This is a genomic window from Nocardioides koreensis, from assembly GCF_039531775.1.
Taxonomy (GTDB): domain Bacteria; phylum Actinomycetota; class Actinomycetes; order Propionibacteriales; family Nocardioidaceae; genus Nocardioides; species Nocardioides koreensis.
The window spans coordinates 437,763-459,032 of the sequence record NZ_BAAAQR010000001.1 but is presented as its reverse complement, the minus strand read 5'-3'; the positions used below and the strand labels follow the sequence as shown (position 1 = coordinate 459,032).

The 21,270-nt window shown below is 72.8% G+C and carries 21 protein-coding genes, 1 tRNA gene and 1 pseudogene; 14 read left to right on the top strand and 9 right to left on the bottom strand.

Annotated features, from left to right (window positions below; all coding sequences use genetic code 11):
- Window positions 1–21: 21 nt before the first annotated feature.
- Together ABD268_RS02180 and ABD268_RS02175 are read left to right on the top strand one after the other, a co-directional pair.
- Window positions 22–1,575 carry a metallophosphoesterase gene (locus ABD268_RS02180; RefSeq protein ID WP_344146878.1) on the top strand — a complete coding sequence of 518 codons (1,554 nt, stop codon included), beginning with the start codon at window positions 22–24 and terminating at the stop codon, window positions 1,573–1,575.
- A gap of 78 nt (window positions 1,576–1,653) precedes the next feature.
- On the top strand, window positions 1,654–2,466 hold the full coding sequence (locus ABD268_RS02175) for a GNAT family N-acetyltransferase (RefSeq protein WP_344146876.1): 813 nt from the start codon (window positions 1,654–1,656) through the stop codon (window positions 2,464–2,466).
- A gap of 85 nt (window positions 2,467–2,551) precedes the next feature.
- Here ABD268_RS02175 and ABD268_RS02170 read toward each other — a convergent pair whose 3' ends face one another.
- The gene (locus ABD268_RS02170; protein ID WP_344146873.1) at window positions 2,552–4,363 is read right to left on the bottom strand and encodes an ATP-binding protein; all 1,812 of its coding nucleotides are present in this window, start codon (window positions 4,361–4,363) and stop codon (window positions 2,552–2,554) included.
- Between the two features lie 169 nt (window positions 4,364–4,532).
- Between ABD268_RS02170 and ABD268_RS02165 the strand changes: the two genes are divergently transcribed.
- The 3 genes from ABD268_RS02165 to ABD268_RS02155 all read left to right on the top strand — a co-directional run bounded on the left by ABD268_RS02165 (window position 4,533) and on the right by ABD268_RS02155 (window position 5,887).
- Window positions 4,533–5,261, top strand: a complete 729-nt coding sequence (locus ABD268_RS02165; protein WP_344146871.1) for an AzlC family ABC transporter permease — start codon at window positions 4,533–4,535, stop codon at window positions 5,259–5,261.
- A complete protein-coding gene (locus tag ABD268_RS02160; protein ID WP_344146868.1) occupies window positions 5,254–5,574 on the top strand; it encodes an AzlD domain-containing protein in 321 nt (106 codons plus the stop codon). The genes ABD268_RS02165 and ABD268_RS02160 overlap by 8 nt, the downstream gene beginning before the upstream one ends.
- 88 nt (window positions 5,575–5,662) lie before the next feature.
- Window positions 5,663–5,887 (top strand): tautomerase family protein, encoded by a 225-nt coding sequence (locus ABD268_RS02155; protein ID WP_344146865.1) that lies wholly within the window; start codon window positions 5,663–5,665, stop codon window positions 5,885–5,887.
- 154 nt (window positions 5,888–6,041) lie between these two features.
- Here ABD268_RS02155 and ABD268_RS02150 read toward each other — a convergent pair whose 3' ends face one another.
- On the bottom strand, window positions 6,042–7,253 hold the full coding sequence (locus ABD268_RS02150) for a GNAT family N-acetyltransferase (protein WP_344146862.1): 1,212 nt from the start codon (window positions 7,251–7,253) through the stop codon (window positions 6,042–6,044).
- 77 nt (window positions 7,254–7,330) lie between these two features.
- Between ABD268_RS02150 and ABD268_RS02145 the strand changes: the two genes are divergently transcribed.
- The gene (locus ABD268_RS02145; RefSeq protein ID WP_344146859.1) at window positions 7,331–8,479 is read left to right on the top strand and encodes an acyl-CoA dehydrogenase family protein; all 1,149 of its coding nucleotides are present in this window, start codon (window positions 7,331–7,333) and stop codon (window positions 8,477–8,479) included.
- A gap of 141 nt (window positions 8,480–8,620) precedes the next feature.
- Here the strand turns inward: ABD268_RS02145 and ABD268_RS02140 are convergent, their stop codons facing one another.
- On the bottom strand, window positions 8,621–9,829 hold the full coding sequence (locus ABD268_RS02140) for a DUF4032 domain-containing protein (protein ID WP_344146856.1): 1,209 nt from the start codon (window positions 9,827–9,829) through the stop codon (window positions 8,621–8,623).
- Between the two features lie 23 nt (window positions 9,830–9,852).
- On the bottom strand, window positions 9,853–10,287 hold the full coding sequence (gene soxR, locus ABD268_RS02135) for a redox-sensitive transcriptional activator SoxR (RefSeq protein WP_344146853.1): 435 nt from the start codon (window positions 10,285–10,287) through the stop codon (window positions 9,853–9,855).
- Window positions 10,288–10,340: 53 nt separating this feature from the next.
- Here soxR and ABD268_RS02130 point away from each other — a divergent pair, with 53 nt between their 5' ends.
- The 3 genes from ABD268_RS02130 (at window position 10,341) to ABD268_RS02120 (ending at window position 12,062) form a co-directional block, all read left to right on the top strand.
- Window positions 10,341–11,003 (top strand): thiamine pyrophosphate-dependent enzyme, encoded by a 663-nt coding sequence (locus ABD268_RS02130; RefSeq protein ID WP_344146850.1) that lies wholly within the window; start codon window positions 10,341–10,343, stop codon window positions 11,001–11,003.
- Complete coding sequence (locus ABD268_RS02125; protein ID WP_344146849.1) at window positions 11,003–11,911, top strand: transketolase family protein; 909 nt, start codon at window positions 11,003–11,005, stop codon at window positions 11,909–11,911. The genes ABD268_RS02130 and ABD268_RS02125 overlap by 1 nt, the downstream gene beginning before the upstream one ends.
- 78 nt (window positions 11,912–11,989) lie before the next feature.
- Window positions 11,990–12,062 (top strand) — tRNA-Thr (locus ABD268_RS02120).
- A gap of 19 nt (window positions 12,063–12,081) precedes the next feature.
- Here the strand turns inward: ABD268_RS02120 and ABD268_RS02115 are convergent.
- The 4 genes from ABD268_RS02115 to pdxY form a co-directional block, all read right to left on the bottom strand.
- Window positions 12,082–13,029 carry an MEDS domain-containing protein gene (locus ABD268_RS02115; RefSeq protein ID WP_344146847.1) on the bottom strand — a complete coding sequence of 316 codons (948 nt, stop codon included), beginning with the start codon at window positions 13,027–13,029 and terminating at the stop codon, window positions 12,082–12,084.
- On the bottom strand, window positions 13,026–13,799 hold the full coding sequence (locus tag ABD268_RS02110) for an MEDS domain-containing protein (protein WP_344146845.1): 774 nt from the start codon (window positions 13,797–13,799) through the stop codon (window positions 13,026–13,028). Before ABD268_RS02110 ends, ABD268_RS02115 begins: the two co-directional genes overlap by 4 nt.
- Before the next feature lie 154 nt (window positions 13,800–13,953).
- Window positions 13,954–14,547, bottom strand: a complete 594-nt coding sequence (locus tag ABD268_RS02105) for a DUF305 domain-containing protein (protein ID WP_344146842.1) — start codon at window positions 14,545–14,547, stop codon at window positions 13,954–13,956.
- Between the two features lie 135 nt (window positions 14,548–14,682).
- Entirely contained in the window at window positions 14,683–15,534 is an 852-nt protein-coding gene (gene pdxY / locus ABD268_RS02100; RefSeq protein ID WP_344146839.1) for a pyridoxal kinase PdxY, read from the bottom strand.
- Between the two features lie 61 nt (window positions 15,535–15,595).
- Between pdxY and ABD268_RS02095 the strand changes: the two genes are divergently transcribed.
- The 5 genes and pseudogenes from ABD268_RS02095 to ABD268_RS02080 all read left to right on the top strand — a co-directional run bounded on the left by ABD268_RS02095 (window position 15,596) and on the right by ABD268_RS02080 (window position 20,397).
- Entirely contained in the window at window positions 15,596–17,215 is a 1,620-nt protein-coding gene (locus tag ABD268_RS02095) for a GMC family oxidoreductase (protein WP_344146836.1), read from the top strand.
- Window positions 17,212–18,786, top strand: a complete 1,575-nt coding sequence (locus tag ABD268_RS02090; RefSeq protein ID WP_344146833.1) for a succinic semialdehyde dehydrogenase — start codon at window positions 17,212–17,214, stop codon at window positions 18,784–18,786. The genes ABD268_RS02095 and ABD268_RS02090 overlap by 4 nt, the downstream gene beginning before the upstream one ends.
- A gap of 93 nt (window positions 18,787–18,879) precedes the next feature.
- Window positions 18,880–19,839 (top strand): aldo/keto reductase, encoded by a 960-nt coding sequence (locus ABD268_RS02085; RefSeq protein ID WP_344146830.1) that lies wholly within the window; start codon window positions 18,880–18,882, stop codon window positions 19,837–19,839.
- A 16-nt stretch (window positions 19,840–19,855) separates the two neighbouring features.
- Window positions 19,856–20,173: pseudogene (locus ABD268_RS22790) on the top strand (DUF488 family protein); the annotation flags it as partial.
- Between the two features lie 47 nt (window positions 20,174–20,220).
- Window positions 20,221–20,397 carry a hypothetical protein gene (locus ABD268_RS02080; RefSeq protein WP_344146827.1) on the top strand — a complete coding sequence of 59 codons (177 nt, stop codon included), beginning with the start codon at window positions 20,221–20,223 and terminating at the stop codon, window positions 20,395–20,397.
- Window positions 20,398–20,490: 93 nt separating this feature from the next.
- On the opposite strand, the gene ABD268_RS02075 is transcribed toward ABD268_RS02080, so the two are convergent.
- Entirely contained in the window at window positions 20,491–21,252 is a 762-nt protein-coding gene (locus ABD268_RS02075; protein WP_344146824.1) for a dioxygenase family protein, read from the bottom strand.
- Window positions 21,253–21,270: the final 18 nt, after the last annotated feature.

Sequence of the window (21,270 nt, the reverse complement as noted above, 5' to 3'; positions counted from 1 at the left end):
GCCGGGCGGGGACGGGGTCGCGTGCGCCACCACACGACGCGGGCCGGACGGTTCGCGGCGTACGTCGCGGTCTGGCTGGTCCTGACCTTCCTGGCGAGCCTGGCGCTGTTCCTGGTGAGCAGCCGGTCGGTGGTGCTGGCCAGCCACGACGCCGTCATCCGGCCCGACCTCGACGGCCACGTGGTGCTGCACACCGGCCCGGTGCTGCCGGACTTCCGCGCCGAGACCGGGCACCGGGTCGGCGTCGACATCCGGCTCGGCAAGACCGACGCCAAGTCCACCCAGGAGCTCGTCCGGCGCTACGCCTACATCGCCAGCCAGCCCGAGGGCCAGGTCGCGAAGGTCAAGGAGGCGCTGACCGACATGGCGTACGCCGCGCTGCTGCGTGGCGCCGTCGTGGGGCTGCTGCCGATCCTGGTCTGGCTGCTGCTGGGTCCGGGACGGCGCCGCGAGCTCGTCGCCCGGGCGCGCAGCCCGGCGGGCGTCCTGGCGGTGCTGCTGGTGCTCCTTCTCGTGCTGGTCTCGTGGCAGCCGTGGGGGAGCGCCGACGACCCGGTGGTGGCCCGTCGTACCTGGGTGCCGCTGGCGCAGTTCGTGGGCCCGGAGGTGCAGCTGCCCCACGAGGCGGACGACATCGAGGTGCTCGGCGACGTGACCACCACCCAGACCCGGCGCCTGATCGAGAGCGCCGTCTCCACCTACGACAAGAGCAAGTCGTTCTACGCCCAGGCGGCCGACACCGCCGCCGGGCTCGACCTGCACCGCCGCGGCGACGGCGAGACCGTGGTGGCGCTGGTCTCCGACCGGCACGACAACATCGGCATGGACCCGGTCGCCCGCGCGGTCGCGGACGCCGCCGGCGCGACCGCGGTCTTCGACGCCGGCGACGACACCTCGAGCGGGAACAGCTGGGAGGCCTTCTCGCTGGACTCGATCACCGCCGCCTTCGAGGACCTCGACCGGTGGGGCGTGGCCGGCAACCACGACCACGGGTCGTTCGTGAGCGGCTACCTCGCCGACCACGACTGGCGGATGCTCGACGGGTCCGTGGTCAGCGGGCCCGGCCACACCACCCTGCTCGGTGTCGACGACCCGCGCTCCAGCGGGCTGGGGGACTGGCGCGACGAGACCGGCCTCAGCTTCGACGAGGTCGGCAGCCGGCTCGCCGACGAGGCCTGTGCCGCCGACGAGAAGGTCACCACCCTGCTGGTGCACGACGCCGACCTCGGCACCGAGGCGCTCGAGCGGGGGTGCGTGGACCTGGTGCTCTCCGGGCACCTGCACGTCCAGGTCGGGCCGACCCGGGTGATCGGCCGCAACGGCGAGGCCGGCTACACCTACACCAACGGCACCACCGGCGGCGCGGCGTACGCCATCGCGGTCGGCAGCAAGCCGCGGCGCGAGGCCGAGATGACCCTGGTGACCTACCGGGACGGGCGCCCGGCGGGCATCCAGCCGGTGCTGCTGCAGACCGACGGCACCTTCCACGTGCGTCCGTACGTCGAGCTGCACCTCAGCGAGGACAAGGGGCCCACGGAGCTGGCCGGGCGCACCCCGGCCGGGGGCGGACAGTAGCCGCACGCTGGGGCGTCCGTCGGACCGCGGCGTGCAGCGGTACGTGATGAGCGGACTCTTGCGATGCATGATGGGGACATGAGCGGCTCGATCGTGCCCGACGCGAACGAGCACCTGGCCACCGGCTGGGAGCCTGAGGTGCCCCTGGACGACACCCTGGTCCGCCAGGCGGCGCACCTGCACGCCTCCTGGCCGACCACTGTCGCGAAGGCGAGCGGCCGGCCGTGGCGGTGGACCGATGACTGGGCCGGAGGCTTCGTCGCTGACCGGGGCGCGTTGAGCAACGTGATCGTGCTGCTTCGCCCGACCGCCGACATCGGCACCGTGCTCGACGAGGTGGCGGAGCTGATTCCGTCCGGTTCTCCGTACTTCCTGCTGAGCCCGTGGCAGGCGCCCGACCTGGGTCCGCACGGTCTCGTGCTGCTCGGCCACCCGCCGTTGATGGTTCGCTTCCCCGCGGCACACGACATCCCCGTGCGCGACGGGGTCGAGCTGCTCGAGGTGCGGGACGCCCGCGAGCTGGCGGTCGCCGAGCGGGTGCTGGTGGAGGGTTACCCCATGCCCGACCTCGAGCCGCTCTCGCCGGGCGACCTCCTGGGCCCCGCGATCCTGAGTCCCGCGACGCGGGTGTGGCTCGCCCGCGTCGACGGAGTGCCGGCGGCGGTCGCGGCCGCGCACCTGCATGCCGGCGTGACGCTGGTGGAGTACGTCGCGACTCGTCCGCCCGCGCGCGGCCGCGGCGCCGGCGCCGCGGTGACCTGGGCCGCGACGTTGGCCGATCCGGCCCGGCCGGCGGTGCTCACAGCCAGCGACGACGGCAGGCCGGTGTACGAGGCGATGGGCTTCGTCGCGCTCGAGCGCTGGAGCGCGTGGCTCCGCGAAGCCGCGTGAAGGATCAGCCTGCCCGACCTCGCCCAGTCACGATGTGGCCGGTGGCGTTGACGGCCAGCGTGCCTGTCGGTCGTGGACGTGCCCATCATGCATCCGACGACCGACCGGTTGTCCAGGGCGCCGCGCCCAGCGCGGGGTTGTCGAGGTCTGCGAGGAGCACCGACGCCAGCTCCGCAGCTCCGGGCTGTCCGAGTGCGGCGCGGTGGAGGGACGCCCGGGCCACGAGCTCGCGCAGGCCGCGACGCGCGGCGAAGTCCTCGAGCTCCTCGACCCACGCGGCTGCCTCGGCCAACCCTCCGGCCACGGCGAATCCGCACCGGGCATCCAGGCAGTGGCCCTCCACCCAGTCGTGGGCGTCGCCACCCCTGCGGCACGCAGCGGGCGCCGCGGTGAGCAGGTCGAGAGCGAGGCCGTCGTCGCCCCGTGCCGCAGCGAGCAGGCCACGGCCGCGTAGCGAGTAGCTCTCCCAGCACGGGTCGCCCACCTGGCAGGCGGTGGCGTAGGCGTGGTCGAACGCTGCGCTCGCCGCATCGAGATCCCCTGCCACCAGCCACACCTCGGCCAGCAGGGCACGAGGGAAGGGGAGAAAGGACGTCCAACCGATCTCGCCCGCCACCGAGCACGCGGCCTGCAGGGTCGCGCCGGCGTCGCTCTCGCCGCGGAGCAGCTGCAGTCTCCCCAGGGCGGTGAGTGCATAGGCCCGGGCACGGGAGTCGCCGGATGCGCTGGCCAGGTCGACGGCCCGGGTGAGCATCGGGCGCGCTCCTGCGTAGTCGCCCTGGTCGGTCCGTCCGATCCCGGTGAAGACGTCGGCCCAGGCCAGGACCCGGGGATCGTCCTCGGCCAGGCCCCTGGCCTCTGCGAACCACATCTCCGCCCGCGGGTAGTGCGCCCGGAGCGTCTCGACATGGCCGAGCTCGAGGGCCGCCCGGGCGCCGACGTCGCTGGGTCCGGTGTCGCGGCTCAGGGCGACCGCCTCGTGGAGCACCGCCACAGCCTCCTCGTCGCCGCCCCGAACGCCCTGGACCAGGACCGAGCCGAGCTCGCAGAGGGAACGTGCCAGGCGGACCGGGTCATCCAGCGCGCGGGCGCCGTCCACCGCAGACCGCAGGAGCTCCAAGGCGCGGTCGTAGGCCCCGACGTGCGCGGCTCCGGTACCGCCCTCGAGTGCTGCGTCCACCGCCGCTGCCGTGCGGACGGTGGCGGGAGCGCTCCGAGCTGTCAGGGCAGCCGACACCTGCGGCGACGGTGGGATGCCGAGCTCCCGGAGGAACAGCGACCGGCACTCGGCCACCCGATCGGCCGCGGCAGCCGGGTCGCCGGCGGCGACCAGGGCGCGGACCAGCAGCTCGTGGCTCGCCTCCGCGAGCGGCTCCGCCGCGACCAGCCGGACGGCCAGGTCCACCGCCGAGGCGACCTCACCCTGGGCAAGGCGGCTGTGGGCGGCCTCGCCCAGGACGGCTGCGGTCTGACCGGCGAGCCGTCGCCGCTCGTGGGAGAGCCACAGGTCGAAGGAGGCCCCGACGCGGGGCGAGACGCCCTCGAGAAGGACCCCGCCGAGGCCGGGTAGCCGCAGTGCCTCCGCCCAGGAGCCTCGCGCCAGAACGTCCACGTCCAGCATGGTGGCCGGGTGGGGGCGCAGGCGGACGGGGTCGCCGGCCACGTCGGCCACGTCGGCCAGCGCACCGCGCAGCTGGGACAGGCTCCACCGGAGGGCAGCGCCGGGGTCCTCGGCCTCGCCGAACAGCAGCTCCGTCAGCCGCGCGCGCGGCACCGGGGACTCGGTCAGGGCGAGGTAGGCCAGGAGGGCCCAGGCCTTGCTGCCACGGGGTGGAGGAAGGGTCGTGCCGTTTCGCTCGACGGACGGCGGCCCCAGGAGGTTGACGCGCGCGGTCACCGCCTCATCCTCGCACCTGCGCCAGCTCACCTACGTCGGACATCGACCTGTCACACGCGAGCGCACACGCCGTCGCGTCAAGGTCGTTCCGACCGACAGCCGTTGCCACCTGCGGCGGTCCAGGCCCAGCGGCCGCCCGCACCCGGCCGCACGACCCCAGGAGGTTCAGATGACCCACCCCTCGGCTGCGCGAGCCGGCCTGCGCGACGGCATGTCCGTGGTCGCCGGCTACATCCCCTTCGCCCTCGCCCTCGGAGCCTCTCTGGGCTCTGCCGGGGTCGACCCGCTCACGGCCTGGCTCAGCTCGCCGCTGATCATTGCCGGCGCCGCGCAGCTCGTCACCGTGCAGATGCTGGGGGCGGGTGCGGGAGTCGCTGTCGTCATCACCACCGCACTCGTCGTCAACGCCCGGCACGTGCTCTACGGCGCGAAGATGGCCTCGCTGGTCCCCTCCTGGAGTCGCCGGGACCGTGGCCTGGCGGCGTACCTCCTCGCCGACCCCATGTTCGCCCTGGCGTCGGCCCGAGCCCGGGTCGACGACCCGCCCGAGGTGCCGGACACTTTTCGCGCGTACTACTTCACCATGTCCTGGACCTGCTGGGCCGGGTGGCTGGTGCTCACCGGGAGCGGCGTCCTGCTGGGAGATGTCCTGCCCGCAGCGCTCCCGCTCGATGTGGCGGCGGCGCTGACCTTCCTGCTCCTGCTGCTGCCCACGCTCGAGGGTGCCGCGGCGAAGGCCGCGGCCGTGGTCGGCGGTGTGGTCGCGGCCCTCGCCGGCGGGCTCCCCCTCGGCCTCGGTCTGCTCCTCGGCGCGGCCGCCGGGGTCGGCGCCGGCACCTGGGTCTCCCGCGTCAGCACGCCGGCGCAGTCGACTCGGCAGGAGCAGTCCCATGTCTGATCTGCTCGTCATCGCCGCCGTGGGGCTGGGCACCTATGGCATGCGGGCCATGTTCCTCGTCCGGCGCCCGAGATCCGTCCACGAGCGCGGCAACACCATGCTGCACCTGCTCGCGCCGGCGGTGCTCGCCGCGATCATGCTGCCCGCCCTTCTCGCCCCGCGCGGCACGGTGTCGTTCGGCGAGACCGGCGCGTCCCTGGCCGCGGCCGTGGTCTCCGTCGCGGTCTGGCGTCGCACCCGCGGCATCCCCCACGCCCTCTTCGCCGGGCTCGTCGCGTGGTGGCTCGTGCTCGCCCTCGTCGCGGGCCCCTGAACGGGCGCATCGTCACACGCGGGGTCACACGCCCGGCCGTGAACATCGTCAGTGTCCATATCAGCACCGTCAGAAGGGAACGGCTTCCATGCCTTTCATCAATGTCAAGGTCATCGAGAACGTCTTCACCGACGAGCAGAAGCGAGACCTCCTCACCCGGGTCACCGACGCCGTCGTCTCCGTCGAGGGCGAGGCCATGCGCGGCGTCACCTGGGTCGCCATCGAGGAGGTGAAGAGCGGCGACTGGGCCATCGGGGGCCAGCCCCTCAGCACCCGCGCCGTCCACGAGCTCGCCGGCGTCGCACCCAGCTGAGCAAGGCCCGACACAGGGAACCCGGAGGGTCCTGCCTCACCGAGGCAGGGCCCTCCGCTGTCGGTCGATCGCCGTCGACGCGTCCACGACGGTTCGTCGTTCCGGCCGGGGACCTGCCGTGACCGCGTGCCTTCGCCGCCCGGCGCCACGTCGCTCAGAAGTAGTCGCGGATGTGCGGCTGCCCGCTGCCGAGCAGCGCGTCGAGCACGGCGTCGTCGGCCGGCGAGCCGCCGCACAGGTACCCCGCGAGGCGGAGGTTCGCGCAGGACTCGGCGCCCGCGTAGAGCAGGGCCAGCCCCTGCGGGGACAGCGCGACGGCGTCCGCGGCCACGTCAACCCGCTCGCACCGGCTCCGGCCGTCGGCGACCCGCAGCTGGTACCCGCCGTCCATCGAGCCCAGCACGTCGCCGTGGACCCGGAACTCGACCGCGGCCGGCCCGGTCAGCGGGAGGGCGTCCAGCGCGGCGGCCACGTCGTGCACGCGCAGCATGTAGGGATGCCGCTCGACCACGTCCCACTGGCCGAAGGGCAGCACCAGCCGGGTCGCGTCGCTGCCCGAGCTGCGCACCCGCACCGACCCGGTGACGCTCGCGAACGAGCCGAGCACCCGCCACAGGGCGCGCGCCGCGTCGGGGCTGAGCGCGACGAGGTCCTCGACGTCGATGCTGGCCGAGCTGTCGTAGCCCCGGCCGCGGTTCCACATGGCGTAGCCCACCGGCCGGCCGTCGGCGTCCTCGGCGAGGGTGATGCCGGTGACGTCCGCCAGCAGCTCCGCGTCGGTGGCCGGGAAGGCCGCGGTGCGGCGGGTCAGCGGCCCGACCTGCACGGCCGCCCACGCGTCGTACGTCGAGCGGACGGCCGGCACGTCCTCCAGACGGGCACGGCGGGTCGTGACGCCGGCCGGCTCGGCGACCGTGGCGAGCAGCGCGGTCGGCACCGAGACCGTGTCGTAGGAGCTGACGATCTCGTAGCCGAGGCGGCGGTAGATGCCGGGTGCCGTGGGGAACAGCGTCGAGATCACCTCGCCCCGGTCGGCGGCGTCGTCGAGCATCGCGGTGAACAGCGCCCGCAGGAAGCCGTTGCCGCGTCGTTCCGCGACCACCGTCACCCCGGCCACCCCACAGGTCGGCACCTCCGCACCGCGGAACCAGGAGCGGAACTCGTTGCCGACCACCCGGGCCACGAGCTCGCCGTCCTCGAAGGTGCCCCACATGTGCCGGCCGGGTCGCGGGAACCCCTCGGGCGTCGGCGCCGGCGCGCCCTCCGGGAGCCGGCCGAAGGCCTCGATCCCGAGGCGGAGCGAGTCGTGGAAGTCGTCGGCGGTGAGTCGGCGGGTGACGCGCTCCGGCGTCCGAGGGGCGGGCATGGCGGCAACCTACGTCCTCGCCGGGGGCGGGCCCACCGAGATTCGGGGTGCGGTGACGGGCGACCTAGGATCGAGCCGTGCCCACGACTGTCGACCGCCTGCTGCCCACGGAGGAGGCCGAGGCCCTCCTCGAGCTGACCCGCGAGATCGCCACCAAGGAGCTCGCGCCCCAGGTCGCGGAGGCGGAGGAGGCCGCCGCCTTCCCCGCCGAGGCCTACCGGCTGCTCGGCAAGTCCGGGCTGATGAGCCTGCCGTTCGGCGAGGAGCACGGCGGGGGCGGGCAGCCCTACGAGGTCTACCTCCAGGTGATCGAGGAGATCGCCACGGCCTGGCCCAGCGTCGGCGTCGGCACCAGCGTGCACACGCTGACCGCGTCGGTGGTCGCGGCCAACGGCAGCACCGACGTGGTCGCGCGCTGGCTGCCGCAGATGCTCTCCGGTGACTGGCTGGGCGCCTACTGCCTCTCCGAGCCGCAGGCCGGCTCGGACGTGTCCGGGATCCGCACCCGCGCGGCCGGGGACGGCGACGGGTACGTCGTCAACGGCACCAAGCAGTGGATCAGCAACGGCTCGTGCGCCGACTACTACATCCTGTTCGCCCGCACCTCCGAGGACGCCAAGCGCGGTCTCTCCGCGTTCGTGGTGCCGGCCGACACCGCGGGCATGAGCTTCGGCGCGCCCGAGAAGAAGATGGGCCTGGCCTGCGACGTCACCACCCAGGTGATCTTCGAGGGTGCGCGGCTGCCGGCCGCGCAGCTGATCGGCGAGGAGGGCGGGGGCATGCGGGTGGCGCTCTCCGCCCTCGACGCCGGCCGGCTCGGGATCGCCGCGGTCGCCACCGGCATCGCCCAGGCGGCGCTGGCGCACGCGGTCGCGTACGCCGGGGAGCGCGAGCAGTTCGGCAAGCCGATCGGGCACCAGCAGGGGCTGCAGTTCCTGCTCGCGGACATGGCCGCCGACGTCGAGCGCGCCCGGGCGACGTACCTCCACGCCGCCCGGCTCAAGGACGCCGGCCGGCCGTTCTCCCGGCAGGCGTCGATCGCCAAGCTGACCGCCACCGACGCCGCGATGCGGGTGACCACCGACGCCGTGCAGGTGCTCGGCGGCAACGGCTACACCCGCGACTACCCCGTCGAGCGGCTCTTCCGCGACGCCAAGGTCACCCAGATCTTCGAGGGCACCAACCAGATCCAGCGGATGGTCATCGGCCGCGACCTGCTGAAGTAGGTCGAGTCGGCGCAAAGTCCGCCGAAATTTGGCTCGAGTCGGCGCAAGCTCGGCGGAGCTTGCGCCGACTCGAGGTGTTTTGCGGCGGAGCTTGCGCCGACTCGAGGTGTCTTGCGGCGGAGCTTGCGCCGACTCGGCGGGTCACTCGCTGGCCGCGACCGCCTCGTCGGGCTTGGTGAGCAGCACGCTGTCGATGTAGTCCCGGGCGGTCTCGAAGATGCCGATCTCGTGCCCGGCGCGCTCGGAGAGGTACCACCGGTGCACCAGGATCTCGTGGAAGATCTCGGCCGGCTCGAGCTTCCCGCGGCCCTCGGACGGGACCAGGTGGATGATCGGCTCGTAGACCTGGTTCAGCCACCGGTTCGCGACCAGCTGCCGGTCCTCGCGGCCGAGGTCGAGGGTCGCGGTGAACGCCGCGATGTCGTTGAGCAGCCGCCGGGCCTGCGCGTCCTCGACGTTCAGGCCGGTCAGCGCCTGCAGCTCGCGACGGTGGTGGCCGAGCTCGACGACCTTGGGCTGGATGCGGATCTCGTCGCCGTCGAAGTCGGTGATGATGTCGAGCTCGTCGACGTCGAAGCCGAGGTCGTTGAGGCGTTCGATGCGCTGCTCGATCCGCCACATCTCGTCGGCGGAGAACTGCTCCTCGGCGGTCAGCTCGTCCCACAGCGCGTGGTAGCGACCGGCCAGCATCTCGATGATCTCGTGTGCCTGCACCTCGTCGGTCAGGGACTCCGACGCCTGGAGGTCCAGCAGCTCGGCGAAGACGTTCTCGGTGGCGACGGTGAGGTCGTACTCGCGCATGTTGTCCGAGAGGCTCGACTTCAGCTCGCCGGTCTCCGCGTCCACGAGGTACGCCGCGAAGCCGCCGGCGTCGCGCCGGAACAGCACGTTGGACAGCGACACGTCGCCCCAGAAGAAGTCGGCCAGGTGCAGCCGGACCAGCAGCACGACCAGCGCGTCCACCAGGGACGGCAGGTTGTCCGCGGTGAGCCCGTGGCTGAACAGGCTGCGGTAGGGCAGCGAGAACTGCAGGTGCTGGGTCAGCAGCGCCGCCGGGAGCACCTCGCCGTCCCCGTCGGTCCGCCCGGTCACCACGCCCTGCGGCACCACCGCGGGCAGCCCCATCCGCTGGAGGTCGCGCAGCAGGCGGTACTCCCGGAAGGCGATCTCCTCCTCGGTCTCCTTGACCGCGTAGGTCCGCTCCCGCAGCCGCACGATGCGTACGACGTGCCGGGACAGGCCGCGGGGCAGCGGCACGACGTACTCGTTGGTCCAGTCCTCCAGCGGCGAGGACCACGGCAGCGTCACGACCGCCGGGTCCGGCCTGCTGGCGACGATCCGCAGCGCCATGCCCAGCAGCGTAGACCTCGGGCTCAGCCGGGCTCGAGGAAGACCGCACCCGGGCCGCGCGGGGCCACCTCGTCGTCGGGGTTGTTCAGCGCGCAGGTCCGCAGGCTCAGGCAGCCGCAGCCGATGCAGCCGTCGAGCTTGTCGCGGAGCCGCTCGAGCCGCTCGATCTGCTCGTCGAGCCGGGGCCGCCAGGCGCGGCTGAGCCGGGACCAGTCCGCCTTGGTGGGGGTGCGGTTCTCCGGCAGCGTCGACAGCGCGGCGGCCACCTCGTCGAGGCTGAGCCCGACCCGCTGGGCGGTCCGGATGAACGCGATCCGGCGCAGCGTGGCCTGTTCGAACCGGCGCTGGTTGCCGGTCGTCCGCACCGCGTGGATGAGCCCCCGGGACTCGTAGAACCGGATCGCCGAGGTCGCCACCCCGGCGCGCTCGGCGAGCTGTCCGATGGTCAGCTGTGTCACAGGACCGAGCATTGCTTGACTTCAAGCGAACTTCAAGTTCCACCATCGTGGTCATGAGCAGCATCGAGCGACTGATGAGCCTGATGACCGGGGACGAGAAGCACTCGGCCGCCGCGACGTCGACCCTGGACGTGCTCCGCGTCCTCTACGAGCGGGTCCTCGACGTCGGCCCCGAGACCGCCGGCGACGACCACCGGGATCGGTTCCTGCTCTCCAAGGGGCACGGGCCGATGGCCTACTACGCGGTCCTCTGCTCGCGCGGGTTCTTCCCCGAGGAGTGGCTGGCCGGCTGGGCGTCGTACGACTCGCCGCTGGGGCACCACCCGGACCGCAACCTCGTGCCCGGGGTCGAGATCTCCTCGGGGTCGCTGGGGCACGGGCTGCCGCTGGCGGTGGGCACGGCGCTCGGGCTGCGTGCCCAGGGCATCGGCTCGCGGGTCGTGGTGCTGGTCGGCGACGCCGAGCTCGACGAGGGCAGCAACCACGAGGCGATCGAGCTCGCCGCGGCGCTCGGGCTGGAGGCGATCACGGTCGTGGTGATCGACAACGGCTCCTCGTCGTACGCAGTGCCGGGCCGCATCGAGCGGCGCTTCGCGGTCGAGGGGTGGCACGCCGTCACCGTCGACGGCCGCGACCACGAGGTCCTCGAGAAGGCCCTGTCCCATCGTGAGCTCTGCCGGCCCAACGTGGTCGTCGCCGTCGTGGAGGAGAAGTGATGACCGTCTCGAGCCGGGTCCAGTTCGCCCGTACCGCCGCCGACCTGGTCGAGTCCGACCTCTCGGTCGCGCTGGTCTACGCCGAGATCTCCGGGCAGTTCTTCGGCGAGGTCGAGCGCCGGAACCCGGACCGGGTCGTCAACGTCGGGATCCGCGAGCAGCTGCTGGTCGACGTCGGCGCCGGGATGGCGCTGACCGGGCTGCGGCCGATCGTCCACACCTTCGGCTCCTTCCTCGTCGAGCGCGCCTTCGAGCAGGTCAAGCTGGGGTTCGGCCACCAGGACGTCGGGGGCGTGCTCGTCGGCTCCGGCGGCTCCTTCGACATCGCCGGCGGCGGCCGGACCCACCAGGTGCCCGGCGACGTGGCGCTGGTGGACACCCTGCCCGGCGTCTCCATCCACGCGCCCGGGACGTCCCAGGAGGTCGACGCCGTCCTCCGCGCCACGGTCGCCGGCTCCGGGCTGCACTACGTCCGGGTGGTCGAGCAGACCAACACACCGTCCTTCCCGCACACGCCCGGCCGCTTCCACGTCGTACGCCGTGGGGCCGGGGCGACCGTGGTCGCGCTCGGGCCGGTGCTCGACGACGTGCTGGCCGCGACCGAGGGGCTGGACGTGACCGTGCTCTACGCGAGCACGGTGCGCCCGTTCGACGGGCGCGGGCTGCGTGAGGCGCTCGGCTCCCCGGAGGTGGTGCTCGTCGAGCCGTGGCTGGCCGGCACCTCCGCGCACGTGGTCGCGGACGCGCTCCGCGCCGTACCCCACCGGCTCCTGGCGCTCGGCGTCGCTCGCACCGAGCTGCGCCGCTACGGCACCCCCGCCGACCACGTCGCCGCGCACGGCCTCGACGCCGCGGGCATCCGCCGGTCGCTGGACGGGTTCCTGAGCCTCCAAGGGTCGTGTGCCTGAGAACGCGCCCTGGCGCGTTCTGGGGCACACGACCCGGCGGCTAGCATGTGTCCTCGCCGCGAACGGGTGCGCGGCGATGCCGGTGTAGCTCAGTTGGTAGAGCGCCTCTCTTGTAAAGAGGATGTCGCGGGTTCGACTCCTGTCACCGGCTCCGATGGTCACCGCACCTGTCAGAGCGGCTGGTCCGTCACGGTGAGGAGCACGCTGCAGCCACCGGAGGGCGAGCTGCGGATCATCAGGTCGTCCACCAGCTGACGTGCGACCCACAACCCCATGGAGCTCGCTCGTTCGGGATGTCGGAAGCCGGTCATCGGATCGAGGTGCCCGGGGCCGGAGTCCTCGACCAGGCAGGTCAGGCTCGCCACATCCGTCCACAGGGTCACCCGCACCGGAGGGCATCCATGGAGGAGGCCGTTCGTGACGGCCTCGCTGACCGCGACGCGGAGCTGCTCGATGGTCTGCGGCGCCACGGCGCTGTTCTGGTACGCGTCGGCTCTCACCAGGTCGCGGGCAGCCGACAGGTGATCGAAGTCGTGGATCACCGTGGACGAGGACGGAGGGGTGGCCGGCGCCTCGGGCCGCAGCGCCAGCGGGGCGGCGAGGAACGCCGCCGGCTCGACGTACTGCGGGTTCTCCCGGTCGGTGAGATCGACGTTGACGGTGCGGTGGGTGGCCAGGGCGGCCGCGATCACCGAGGCGGGGCGGTGGCGGGTGTCGTAGGTGCACAGTGCCGCGAACGGGTAGGTGCCGAGAGCCTCGTCCACCGCGGACTCGTACCGGTGCCAGGCGGCCTGCTGGGTGGCGTCGAGGCCGAGCGGGACCGTTCCGGTCACCCAGAGCTCCCTGGGCTCCGACCGCTCGGCGAGCGTGTGCTGGTAGCCGAACAAGGTGCGCATGGGCGCCTGGTAGAGCTCCTCGTCGAAGCCGTAGCCGAGCCGGGGATGCGAGCCGAGCACCTCACGCATCAGGTCCACTCGTTCGCTGGGGCCGTGGACCAGCACGTCGGCGCCCGACGCGAGACCCCGGGCGACGAATGTCCGGGTGCCCTCGATGAGCTCCTCGTCGGTGTCATGGACCAACAGGCCGTGGCGGTAGGCCGAGTGATGAGACGTCCTCATCGTGTCTCTCCCCACTGGATTCCTTCTGCTCGGTCGATGCCGAGCAGGCGGAGGAGCTGCGCGACATGTGGTTGCGGGGCCTGCAGCCGCACCCGGCCCCCGCTGCTTCGGTGGTCGAGGGTCCCGAGCAACACTGCCCGGGCACCCGGCAGGTCGAGGAAGTCCACCCAGCTGAGGTCGACGACGAACGGGTCGCGTTCGGCCGCTGCTGTCGCCGTCGTGAGCAGGGAGCTCAGGGTCCTCTGGTTCGTGGCGTCGAGCTCGCCGGCCACCGCCAGGCCACCCTCCACCGGTGCTGCCTGGAACCGCTGCTCCCGCAACCCCCCGCCGTGTGACTGGCTGAGAGGGCCGATCGCATCGCTGCACTCGAGAGCCGAGTACTGGCACAGCACCGACAGCGGGCGCGACGTGCACAGCTCGTCGGTCGCCTGCTCGACGAGCTCGTGCCGACTGCGGGGGATTACGCCCCAGGCCGTGGACGCGTCTCCGGACCACCGCACGGACGGGTAGCCGTCGGACAACGCACCGTCGACGACGGCCTCGATGAAGACGGGGTCGTACGTCGACGGGTCGGCAGGGACGACCTGGATCTGGCCGCGCTCCATGGCCTCGAGGGCGTCCGGCTCGTCCTGGAGCAGCCCGGGCAGTGACCGGTCCGGGGGATCACCCTCGGGTTGGGTGTAGAGGATCTTGGATCCCAGCTCCAGCCCGCGACGCACCCACGCCGCGACACCGGCGTGTCGCTGCGACTCCTCGCTGTAGAACAGCAACAGGTGCCCATCCCACCCTGGGCGCCAGCCGAGGGACTCCACGACTCCCAAGGTACTCCGCAGGGGCGCGTCCCGTCCGCCACCTGCACGTGCAGACCAGCTCGGGCGGGACGCGGGTTCGCTGCGGGCGCGTCGGCTCAGCGTGGATCCAGGGTCAGTCGGCCAGCATCCGCCGCATCTGCTCGATCTCGGCCTGCTGGCTGTCCTCGATGTGCTGGGCGAGGGCGATCGAGGCCGGGAACTCGCCGTGCTCGACCTCGTCCCTCGACATCGCGACGGCGCCCTGGTGGTGGCGGATCATCATCCGCAGCCACATGTCCTCGAAGGCCTGCGCGGGGGCGCCGCCGAGCCGGTGGAAGTCGCGGCCGGTCATCCAGCGCCAGCCGCCCTGGCCGCCCATCATGCCGCCGCTGCCGTTCATCATCCCGCCGTCGCCGTCCATCATGTGGCCGTCGTCGTCGGCCTCCTCGCCCCAGTCGTCGAGCCAGCCCTCCATGGTCCGGATCTCGGGGGCCTGGGCGGCCCTGATCTGCTGGGTGAGGCCCTCGAGCTGCGGGCTCAGGTCCCGGCCCCGGGTCATCGCGACCATGCGCAGCGCCTGCTCGTGGTGGGGCACCATCTCGCTGGCGAACTCGACGTCCGCGTCGTTGTGGCCGTCGCTGCTGCTCGAGGAGCCGGAGCTGCTGCAGCCGGCCAGTGCCAGGACGAGCGCGACGACCGGGGCGACCGCGCGGATCAGGGTCTTCACGCCTCCACGCTAGGGAGGCGTCGCCGGTCGGACCCGGGGCCAAGGACCCGGGTGGGCGGTGCCTCAGCCACCTCTTCCGTCGAGACGTCGGTGGCTGACGCACCGCTGGATGCGAGCACCGCCGGGTGCGGAGGCTCAGCGCAGCTGGCGCACCTCGAAGGTCATCGGCGGCTCGGCCAGCGCGGCCTGGGCGGCGACCAGCTGGATCTCGCGCGTGCCGGCGGCGATCGTCGCCTCGAGCACCGCGAACACCGACGAGGCGGTGCTGGCCAGCGCGGCCTCGGGGGAGCCGCTGGTCCGCAGGTGCGCCAGGTAGAGCGCGGCGGTCACGTCGCCGCAGCCGTTCGGGGTGATCGGCAGCAGGGGCGTGGTCACCGCCCAGGCGCCCGCGTCGGAGACGGCCACCAGGTCCAGGGCGCCCTCCGGCACGTCGGCGTGCAGCACGCTCGTCACGAGCACGTCGCGCGGCCCGCGGGCGCGCACCTCGTCGACCGCCGCCAGCACCTCGTCGAGCGTGGTCGTGGGCCGGCCGGCGAGGAAGTCGAGCTCGAAGTGGTTGGGGGTGACGATGTCGGCCCGCGGCACCACCGTGTCCCGCATGAACTCCGGGATCCCCGGCCGCACGAACATGCCGCGGCCCACGTCGCCCATCACCGGGTCGCAGCAGTAGACCGCGTCGGGGTTGAGCTCCTTGACCCGCGCGACCGCGTCCAGGATGACCGAGCCGACCGCCGGGTCGCCCTGGTAGCCGGACAGCACCGCGTCGGCCTCGCCGAGCACCCCGCGGTCGCCGATCCCGGCGATCACGTCCCGGACGTCGTCCGGCGCGAGCAGCGGGCCGCGCCACTCGCCGTACCCGGTGTGGTTGGAGAAGTGCACGGTCAGGACGGGCCACACCTCGTGCCCGAGCCGCTGCAGGGGGAACACCGCGGCGGAGTTGCCGACGTGGCCGTAGGCCACCGAGGACTGGATGGACAGGATCTTCACGCGCCGATCCTCGCGGTGGACGACCTGTACGGGCAAACTAGAACGCGTTACAGTTGCCGCCATGGTGAGGTCTGCGCCGCCCAGGTCCGAGGCCGAGTACGTCGTGGTGGGTTCCGGCAGCGCCGGGGCCGCGCTGGCCGGCCGGCTGGCGATGGCGGGCCGGAGCGTGATCCTGCTGGAGGCGGGCAAGCACGACCACCGGTTCCTGGTGAAGAAGCCCGGGATGATCGGCCCGATGCACGCCGAGCCCCGGATCAAGCGGACCGTCGACTGGGGCTACCGCTCCACGCCGCAGCAGCACCTCCTCGACCGGCGGATGCCGGTGCCGCGCGGCAAGGTGGTCGGCGGCTCGAGCTCGATCAACGGCATGGTCTACGTGCGCGGCAACCGCGCCAACTACGACGCCTGGGCGGCCGAGGGCAGCACCGGCTGGTCGGCCGACGAGGTCAACGCCGTGTACAAGCGGATGGAGGACTTCGAGGACGGCGAGAGCGCCTACCGCGGGGCCGGCGGGCCGATCAGGATCACCCGCAACCGGACCCCCCAGGAGGGCACCCTCCACTTCATCCAGGCGACCGCCGACACCCTCGGCGTGAAGGTCCTCGACGACTACAACGCCGAGTCGCAGGAGGGCATCGCCCGGATGCAGCAGAACGCCGCCGACGGGCTGCGGTACAGCGCCTCCCGCGGCTACCTCCACCACCAGGAGCTCCCGGCGCTCGACCTGCAGACCCGGGTGCTCGCGACCCGGGTGGTGATCGAGAACGGCCGGGCCACCGGCGTCGAGGTGCAGGACCGGGACGGGTCGCGCCGGGTCGTGCGCGCCGCGCGGGAGGTGGTCCTCGCCGCGGGCTTCGTCGGCTCGCCCCAGCTGCTGATGCTCTCCGGCATCGGCCACGCCGAGCACCTGCGCGGGCACGGCATCGACGTCGTGGCGGACCTCCCGGTCGGCGACAACCTGCACGACCACCTCTTCCACGCGCTGACCTTCCACGCCACCTCGTCGACGATGCGGGGCAACGCGTTCTTCTTCGCCAAGGGCGTCCTGAAGGAGGTGACGCGCGGGGACTCGTTCCTGGCCAACTCGGTCTTCGAGTCGGTGGGGTTCGTGCGGACCTCGCAGGCGACCGACGTACCCGACCTGCAGCTCCACCTGCTGCCGTGGGCCTACGTCTCGCCGAACCAGGACGCCCCGGTCCGGCACGACGTCGACCCGCGGCCCTCGATCACGCTGCTGTCCACGCTGATCTACCCGAAGAGCCGCGGCACCCTCCGGCTGGCCTCGACGGACCCGGGGGCCTCGCCGCTCATCGACTTCAACTACCTCGCGGAGCCGGCCGACCTCGAGGTGCTCGCGGAGGGCTCGGAGATGGTCCGGGAGATCATGAACGGCGCGGCGATGGGCGGCCACGTCAAGGAGGAGATCCATCCCGGCAGCCACCTCACCGGGGCGGGCCTGCGCCGGGAGATCCTGAACCGGGCCACGTCGGTCTACCACGGGGTCGGGACCTGCCGGATGGGGGTGGACGAGCGCGCCGTGGTGGGGCCGGACCTGCGGGTCCGCGGGGTCGAGGGGCTCCGGGTCGCCGACGCCTCGATCATGCCGTCGATCACCGGCGGCAACACCAACGCGCCCTCGATCATGATCGGCGACAAGGCGGCGGAGCTGGTGCTCTCATGACCCGCACCCCCCACTCGCCCGGGCGGCCCGCGTCGCTCACCGACGACTTCCTGCAGGGCCTCGTCGCCCGGGTCCCCTCGACCAGCGGCGGCACCTGGAAGCTGACCGAGGTCTACACCGGCGAGGTCCTCGTCGAGCTGCCGCAGTCGACGCCCGCCGACATCGAGCAGGCGTTCGCGCGGGCCCGGGAGGCGCAGCGCGAGTGGGCGCGGTGGCCGCTCGCGAAGCGGCTCAAGGTCTTCAGGAAGGCCCACACGCTGCTGGTCGACCACGCGCGGACGACCGCCGACCTGATCCAGGCCGAGAGCGGCAAGAACCGGCGGATGGCGATCGAGGAGACCTGCGACCCGCCGATGGTGATCAGCCACTACCTGAAGCGGGCCCCGAAGCTGCTGGCGCCGAAGCGCCGCGGCGGACCGGTGCCGCTGGTCTCCTCCTCCACCGAGATCCGGCAGCCAAAGGGGGTCGTCGGCATCATCGCCCCCTGGAACTTCCCCTTCGCCACCGGGCTGTCCGACGCGATCCCGGCGCTGATGGCCGGCAACGGCATCGTGCTCAAGCCCGACAACAAGACCGCGTTGTCGCCGCTGTACGGCATCTCGCTGCTGGAGCAGGCGGGCCTGCCCCGGGGGCTCTTCCAGGTCGTCTGCGGCGAGGGGCCCGACGTCGGGCCGACCCTGATCGACCACGCCAACTACGTGATGTTCACCGGGTCCACCGCCACCGGCCGGGTCATCGGCGAACGCGCCGGGCGGAACCTGATCGGCTGCTGCCTCGAGCTCGGCGGCAAGAACCCGATGATCGTGCTCGAGGACGCCGACCTCGACGAGGTCGTGCAGGGTGCGCTGTTCGGGGTGTTCGGCAACACCGGCCAGATCTGCATGCACATCGAGCGGATCTACGTGGCCGAGAGCCGGTACGACGAGTTCAAGGCGTTGTTCGTCGCCGCGGCCGAGGCGCTGCGCCTGGGCGCGTCGTACGACTTCGGGCCGGAGCTGGGCTCGCTGGTCTCGGTCGAGCACCGCGACCGGGTCGCCTCCCACGTCGAGGACGCGGTCGCGAAGGGCGCCACGGTGGTGACCGGGGGCCGGGCGCGGCCGGACCTCGGGCCGGCGTTCTTCGAGCCGACCGTGCTCGAGGGGGTGACCCGGGAGATGCTTGCCGGCTCGTGCGAGACCTTCGGGCCGGTGGTCGCGCTGCACCGGTACCGGACCGTCGACGAGGCGGTGGCCCTCGCCAACGACACCGGCTACGGGCTGAACGCCTCGGTGTGGGGCCGCGACCTGGACCGGGCCGTCGGGGTGGCGCAGCGGATCGAGTCGGGCAACGTGAACGTCAACGACTCGCTCGCCACGGCGTACGCCTCGAAGGGCACCCCGTCCGGCGGCGTCAAGCAGTCCGGCGTGGGCGCCCGGCACGGCGACCAGGGGCTGCTGAAGTACACCGACGTGCAGAACCTCGCCGTGCTGAAGAAACAGGTGATGGGCGCCCGCCCCGGGCAGGACTACGACGCCTACGTCCGGCAGATGCTGGTCTCCCTGAAGCTGATGCGACGGACGCGCATCCGCTGACCACCCGGCGGTCGAGCTCCTCGGTCCGGCGGTCGAGCTCCTCGGTCCGGTGGTCGAGCTTGTCGAGACCACGCCCTGCGTAGGGTCGGCCGCATGAGCGAGATGACCTACCGCCCGCTGGGTGACTCGGGCCTGATGGTGAGCGCGGTCGGGATCGGCTGCAACGCGTTCAGCCGACGCGTCGACCTCGACGGCGTACGCGGCATCCTGTCCGCGGCGCGGGACGTGGGGGTGACGCTGCTCGACACCGCCGACGTGTACGGCAACCCGCCCGGCGGCAGCGAGTCGCTGCTCGGCGAGGCGCTGCAGGGTCGGCGGGACGAGTTCGTGGTGGCCACGAAGTTCGGCATGGACATGCGCGGCGAGAACGGCCGCGACTTCGGTGCCCGCGGGTCCCGCCGCTACATCCGGCGCGCGGTCGAGGGCAGCCTGCGCCGGCTGCGGACCGACCACATCGACCTGTACCAGCTGCACGCGCCCGACGAGGTGACGCCGATCGAGGAGACGCTGGCGACCCTCACCGACCTGGTCCGCGAGGGCAAGATCGGCTACCTCGGCTGCTCGAACTTCGCCGGCTGGCAGGTCGCCGACGCCGACTGGACCTCGCGCTCGGCCGGGCTCGAACGGTTCGTGAGCGTGCAGAACCGGTACTCGCTGTTGGACCGGTCGATCGAGGCGGAGGTCGTGCCCGCGTGCGAGACCTTCGGCCTCGGCGTGCTGCCGTACTTCCCGCTGGAGTACGGCCTGCTCACCGGCAAGTACCGCCGCGGCCAGGGTGCCCCGGCCGGCTCCCGGGCCGAGCTGGACCCGACCCGCGCGCAGTGGCTGCAGGGCGCCGACTGGGACCGGATCGAGGCGGTCGAGAAGTACGCCGAGGCGCGGGACCTGTCCGTGCTGGACGTCGCGATCGCGGGCCTGGCCGCCCAGCCCGCCGTGGCGTCGGTGATCTCCGGCGCCACGTCAGGAGAGCAGGTGCGGGCCAACGCCGCGGCGCTGCGGTGGGAGCCGACCGAGTCCGACCTCGTGGAGCTGGACGAGATCAGCCGCGGTTGAGCGGGAGGGTCCGGCGATGGCCACCGTGCTGACCTTCGGCCACGGTACGGCCGGGGAGGACGAGCTCGTGGCGCTGCTGCGGGGCGGGGGCGTCGGGCTGGTCGTCGACGTACGCCGCTTCCCCGGCAGCCGTCGCCACCCGCACGTCGCGACCGCCGAGGTCGAGCGCTGGCTGCCGGCCGCCGGCATCGACTACCGCTGGGACGCCGGGCTCGGTGGGCGGCGGCGGCTGCCCGCCGGCGAGCGGGACGCCGACCCGTGGTGGCGGGTGCAGGCCTTCCGTGCGTACGCGGCGTACGCGCGCACCGCTGACTTCGACGCCGCGCTGCAGCGGCTCCTGGGCGACGTCCGGCGCCGGCCAGAGGCATCCGTGGCGGTGATGTGCAGCGAGTCGCTTGGTGGCGCTGCCACCGGCGCATCGTCAGCGACGTGCTGGTGCTGCTGCACGACTGCACGGTCCTGCACCTCGGCCACGACGGAGGTACGACGCCGCACGTGCCCGCCCTCGGCGCCCGGGTCGCGGCCGACGGGCTGCACTACGACCTCGGTGAGGCATGACGGACGAGTTGTCAGGGCAAACGGGCACTTGTCAGGGTGTCTGCCGCCTGACAAGTGCCCGTTTCCCCGGGCAGCCGGGGAAAGTGCCCGCCCCTACGCAACCTGCAGCGACCGCTTCGACAGTCCCAGCCAGAAGCCGTCGATCACCTGGATCCCCGGCTCCTCGGGGTCGGTGGCGGCACCGAGGGTGACGAAGAGCGGCGTGTAGTGCTCGACGGTGGGGTGGGCGTAGGGCATGCCGGGCGCGTTCGCGCGGTAGTTGGCGAGCTCGTCGACGTCGCCGTGGGCGAGGGCGTCGGCGGCCCAGGCGTCGAAGTCGCTCGACCAGCCCGGCGCCTCGGCGTCGAGGCGCCACGAGGTCAGGTAGGGCAGCCCGTGGGTCAGGAAGCCGGAGCCGATGATGAGCACGCCCTCGTCGCGCAGCGGCCGCAGCCGCTCGCCGAGCTTCATCAGCCGCACCGGGTCGTGGGTGGGCAGCGACATCTGGAGCACCGGGACGTCCCCGGCGGGGTACATGATCTTCAGCGGCACCCACGCGCCGTGGTCGAGGCCGCGGCTGGCGTGCTGGTGGACCGGCTCGGAGGGCGGCATCAGGCCGGCGATCCGCTGCGCGAGCGCGGTGGCGTCCGGCGTCGCGTAGGTCATCCGGTAGTACTTCGGGTCGAAGCCGCCGAAGTCGTAGACCAGCGGCGCCCCGCTGGCGGTCAGGCTGACCGGCGCGGACTCCCAGTGCGCGCTGACGATGAGGATCGCCTTCGGGCGGGGCAGGTCGGCGGCCCAGGCGGCGAGCTGGCCGGACCACGTGGGGTCGTCGAGGAGGGGCGGGGCTCCGTGGCCGATGTACAGGGCGGGCATGCGTGCGTTCACACTGGC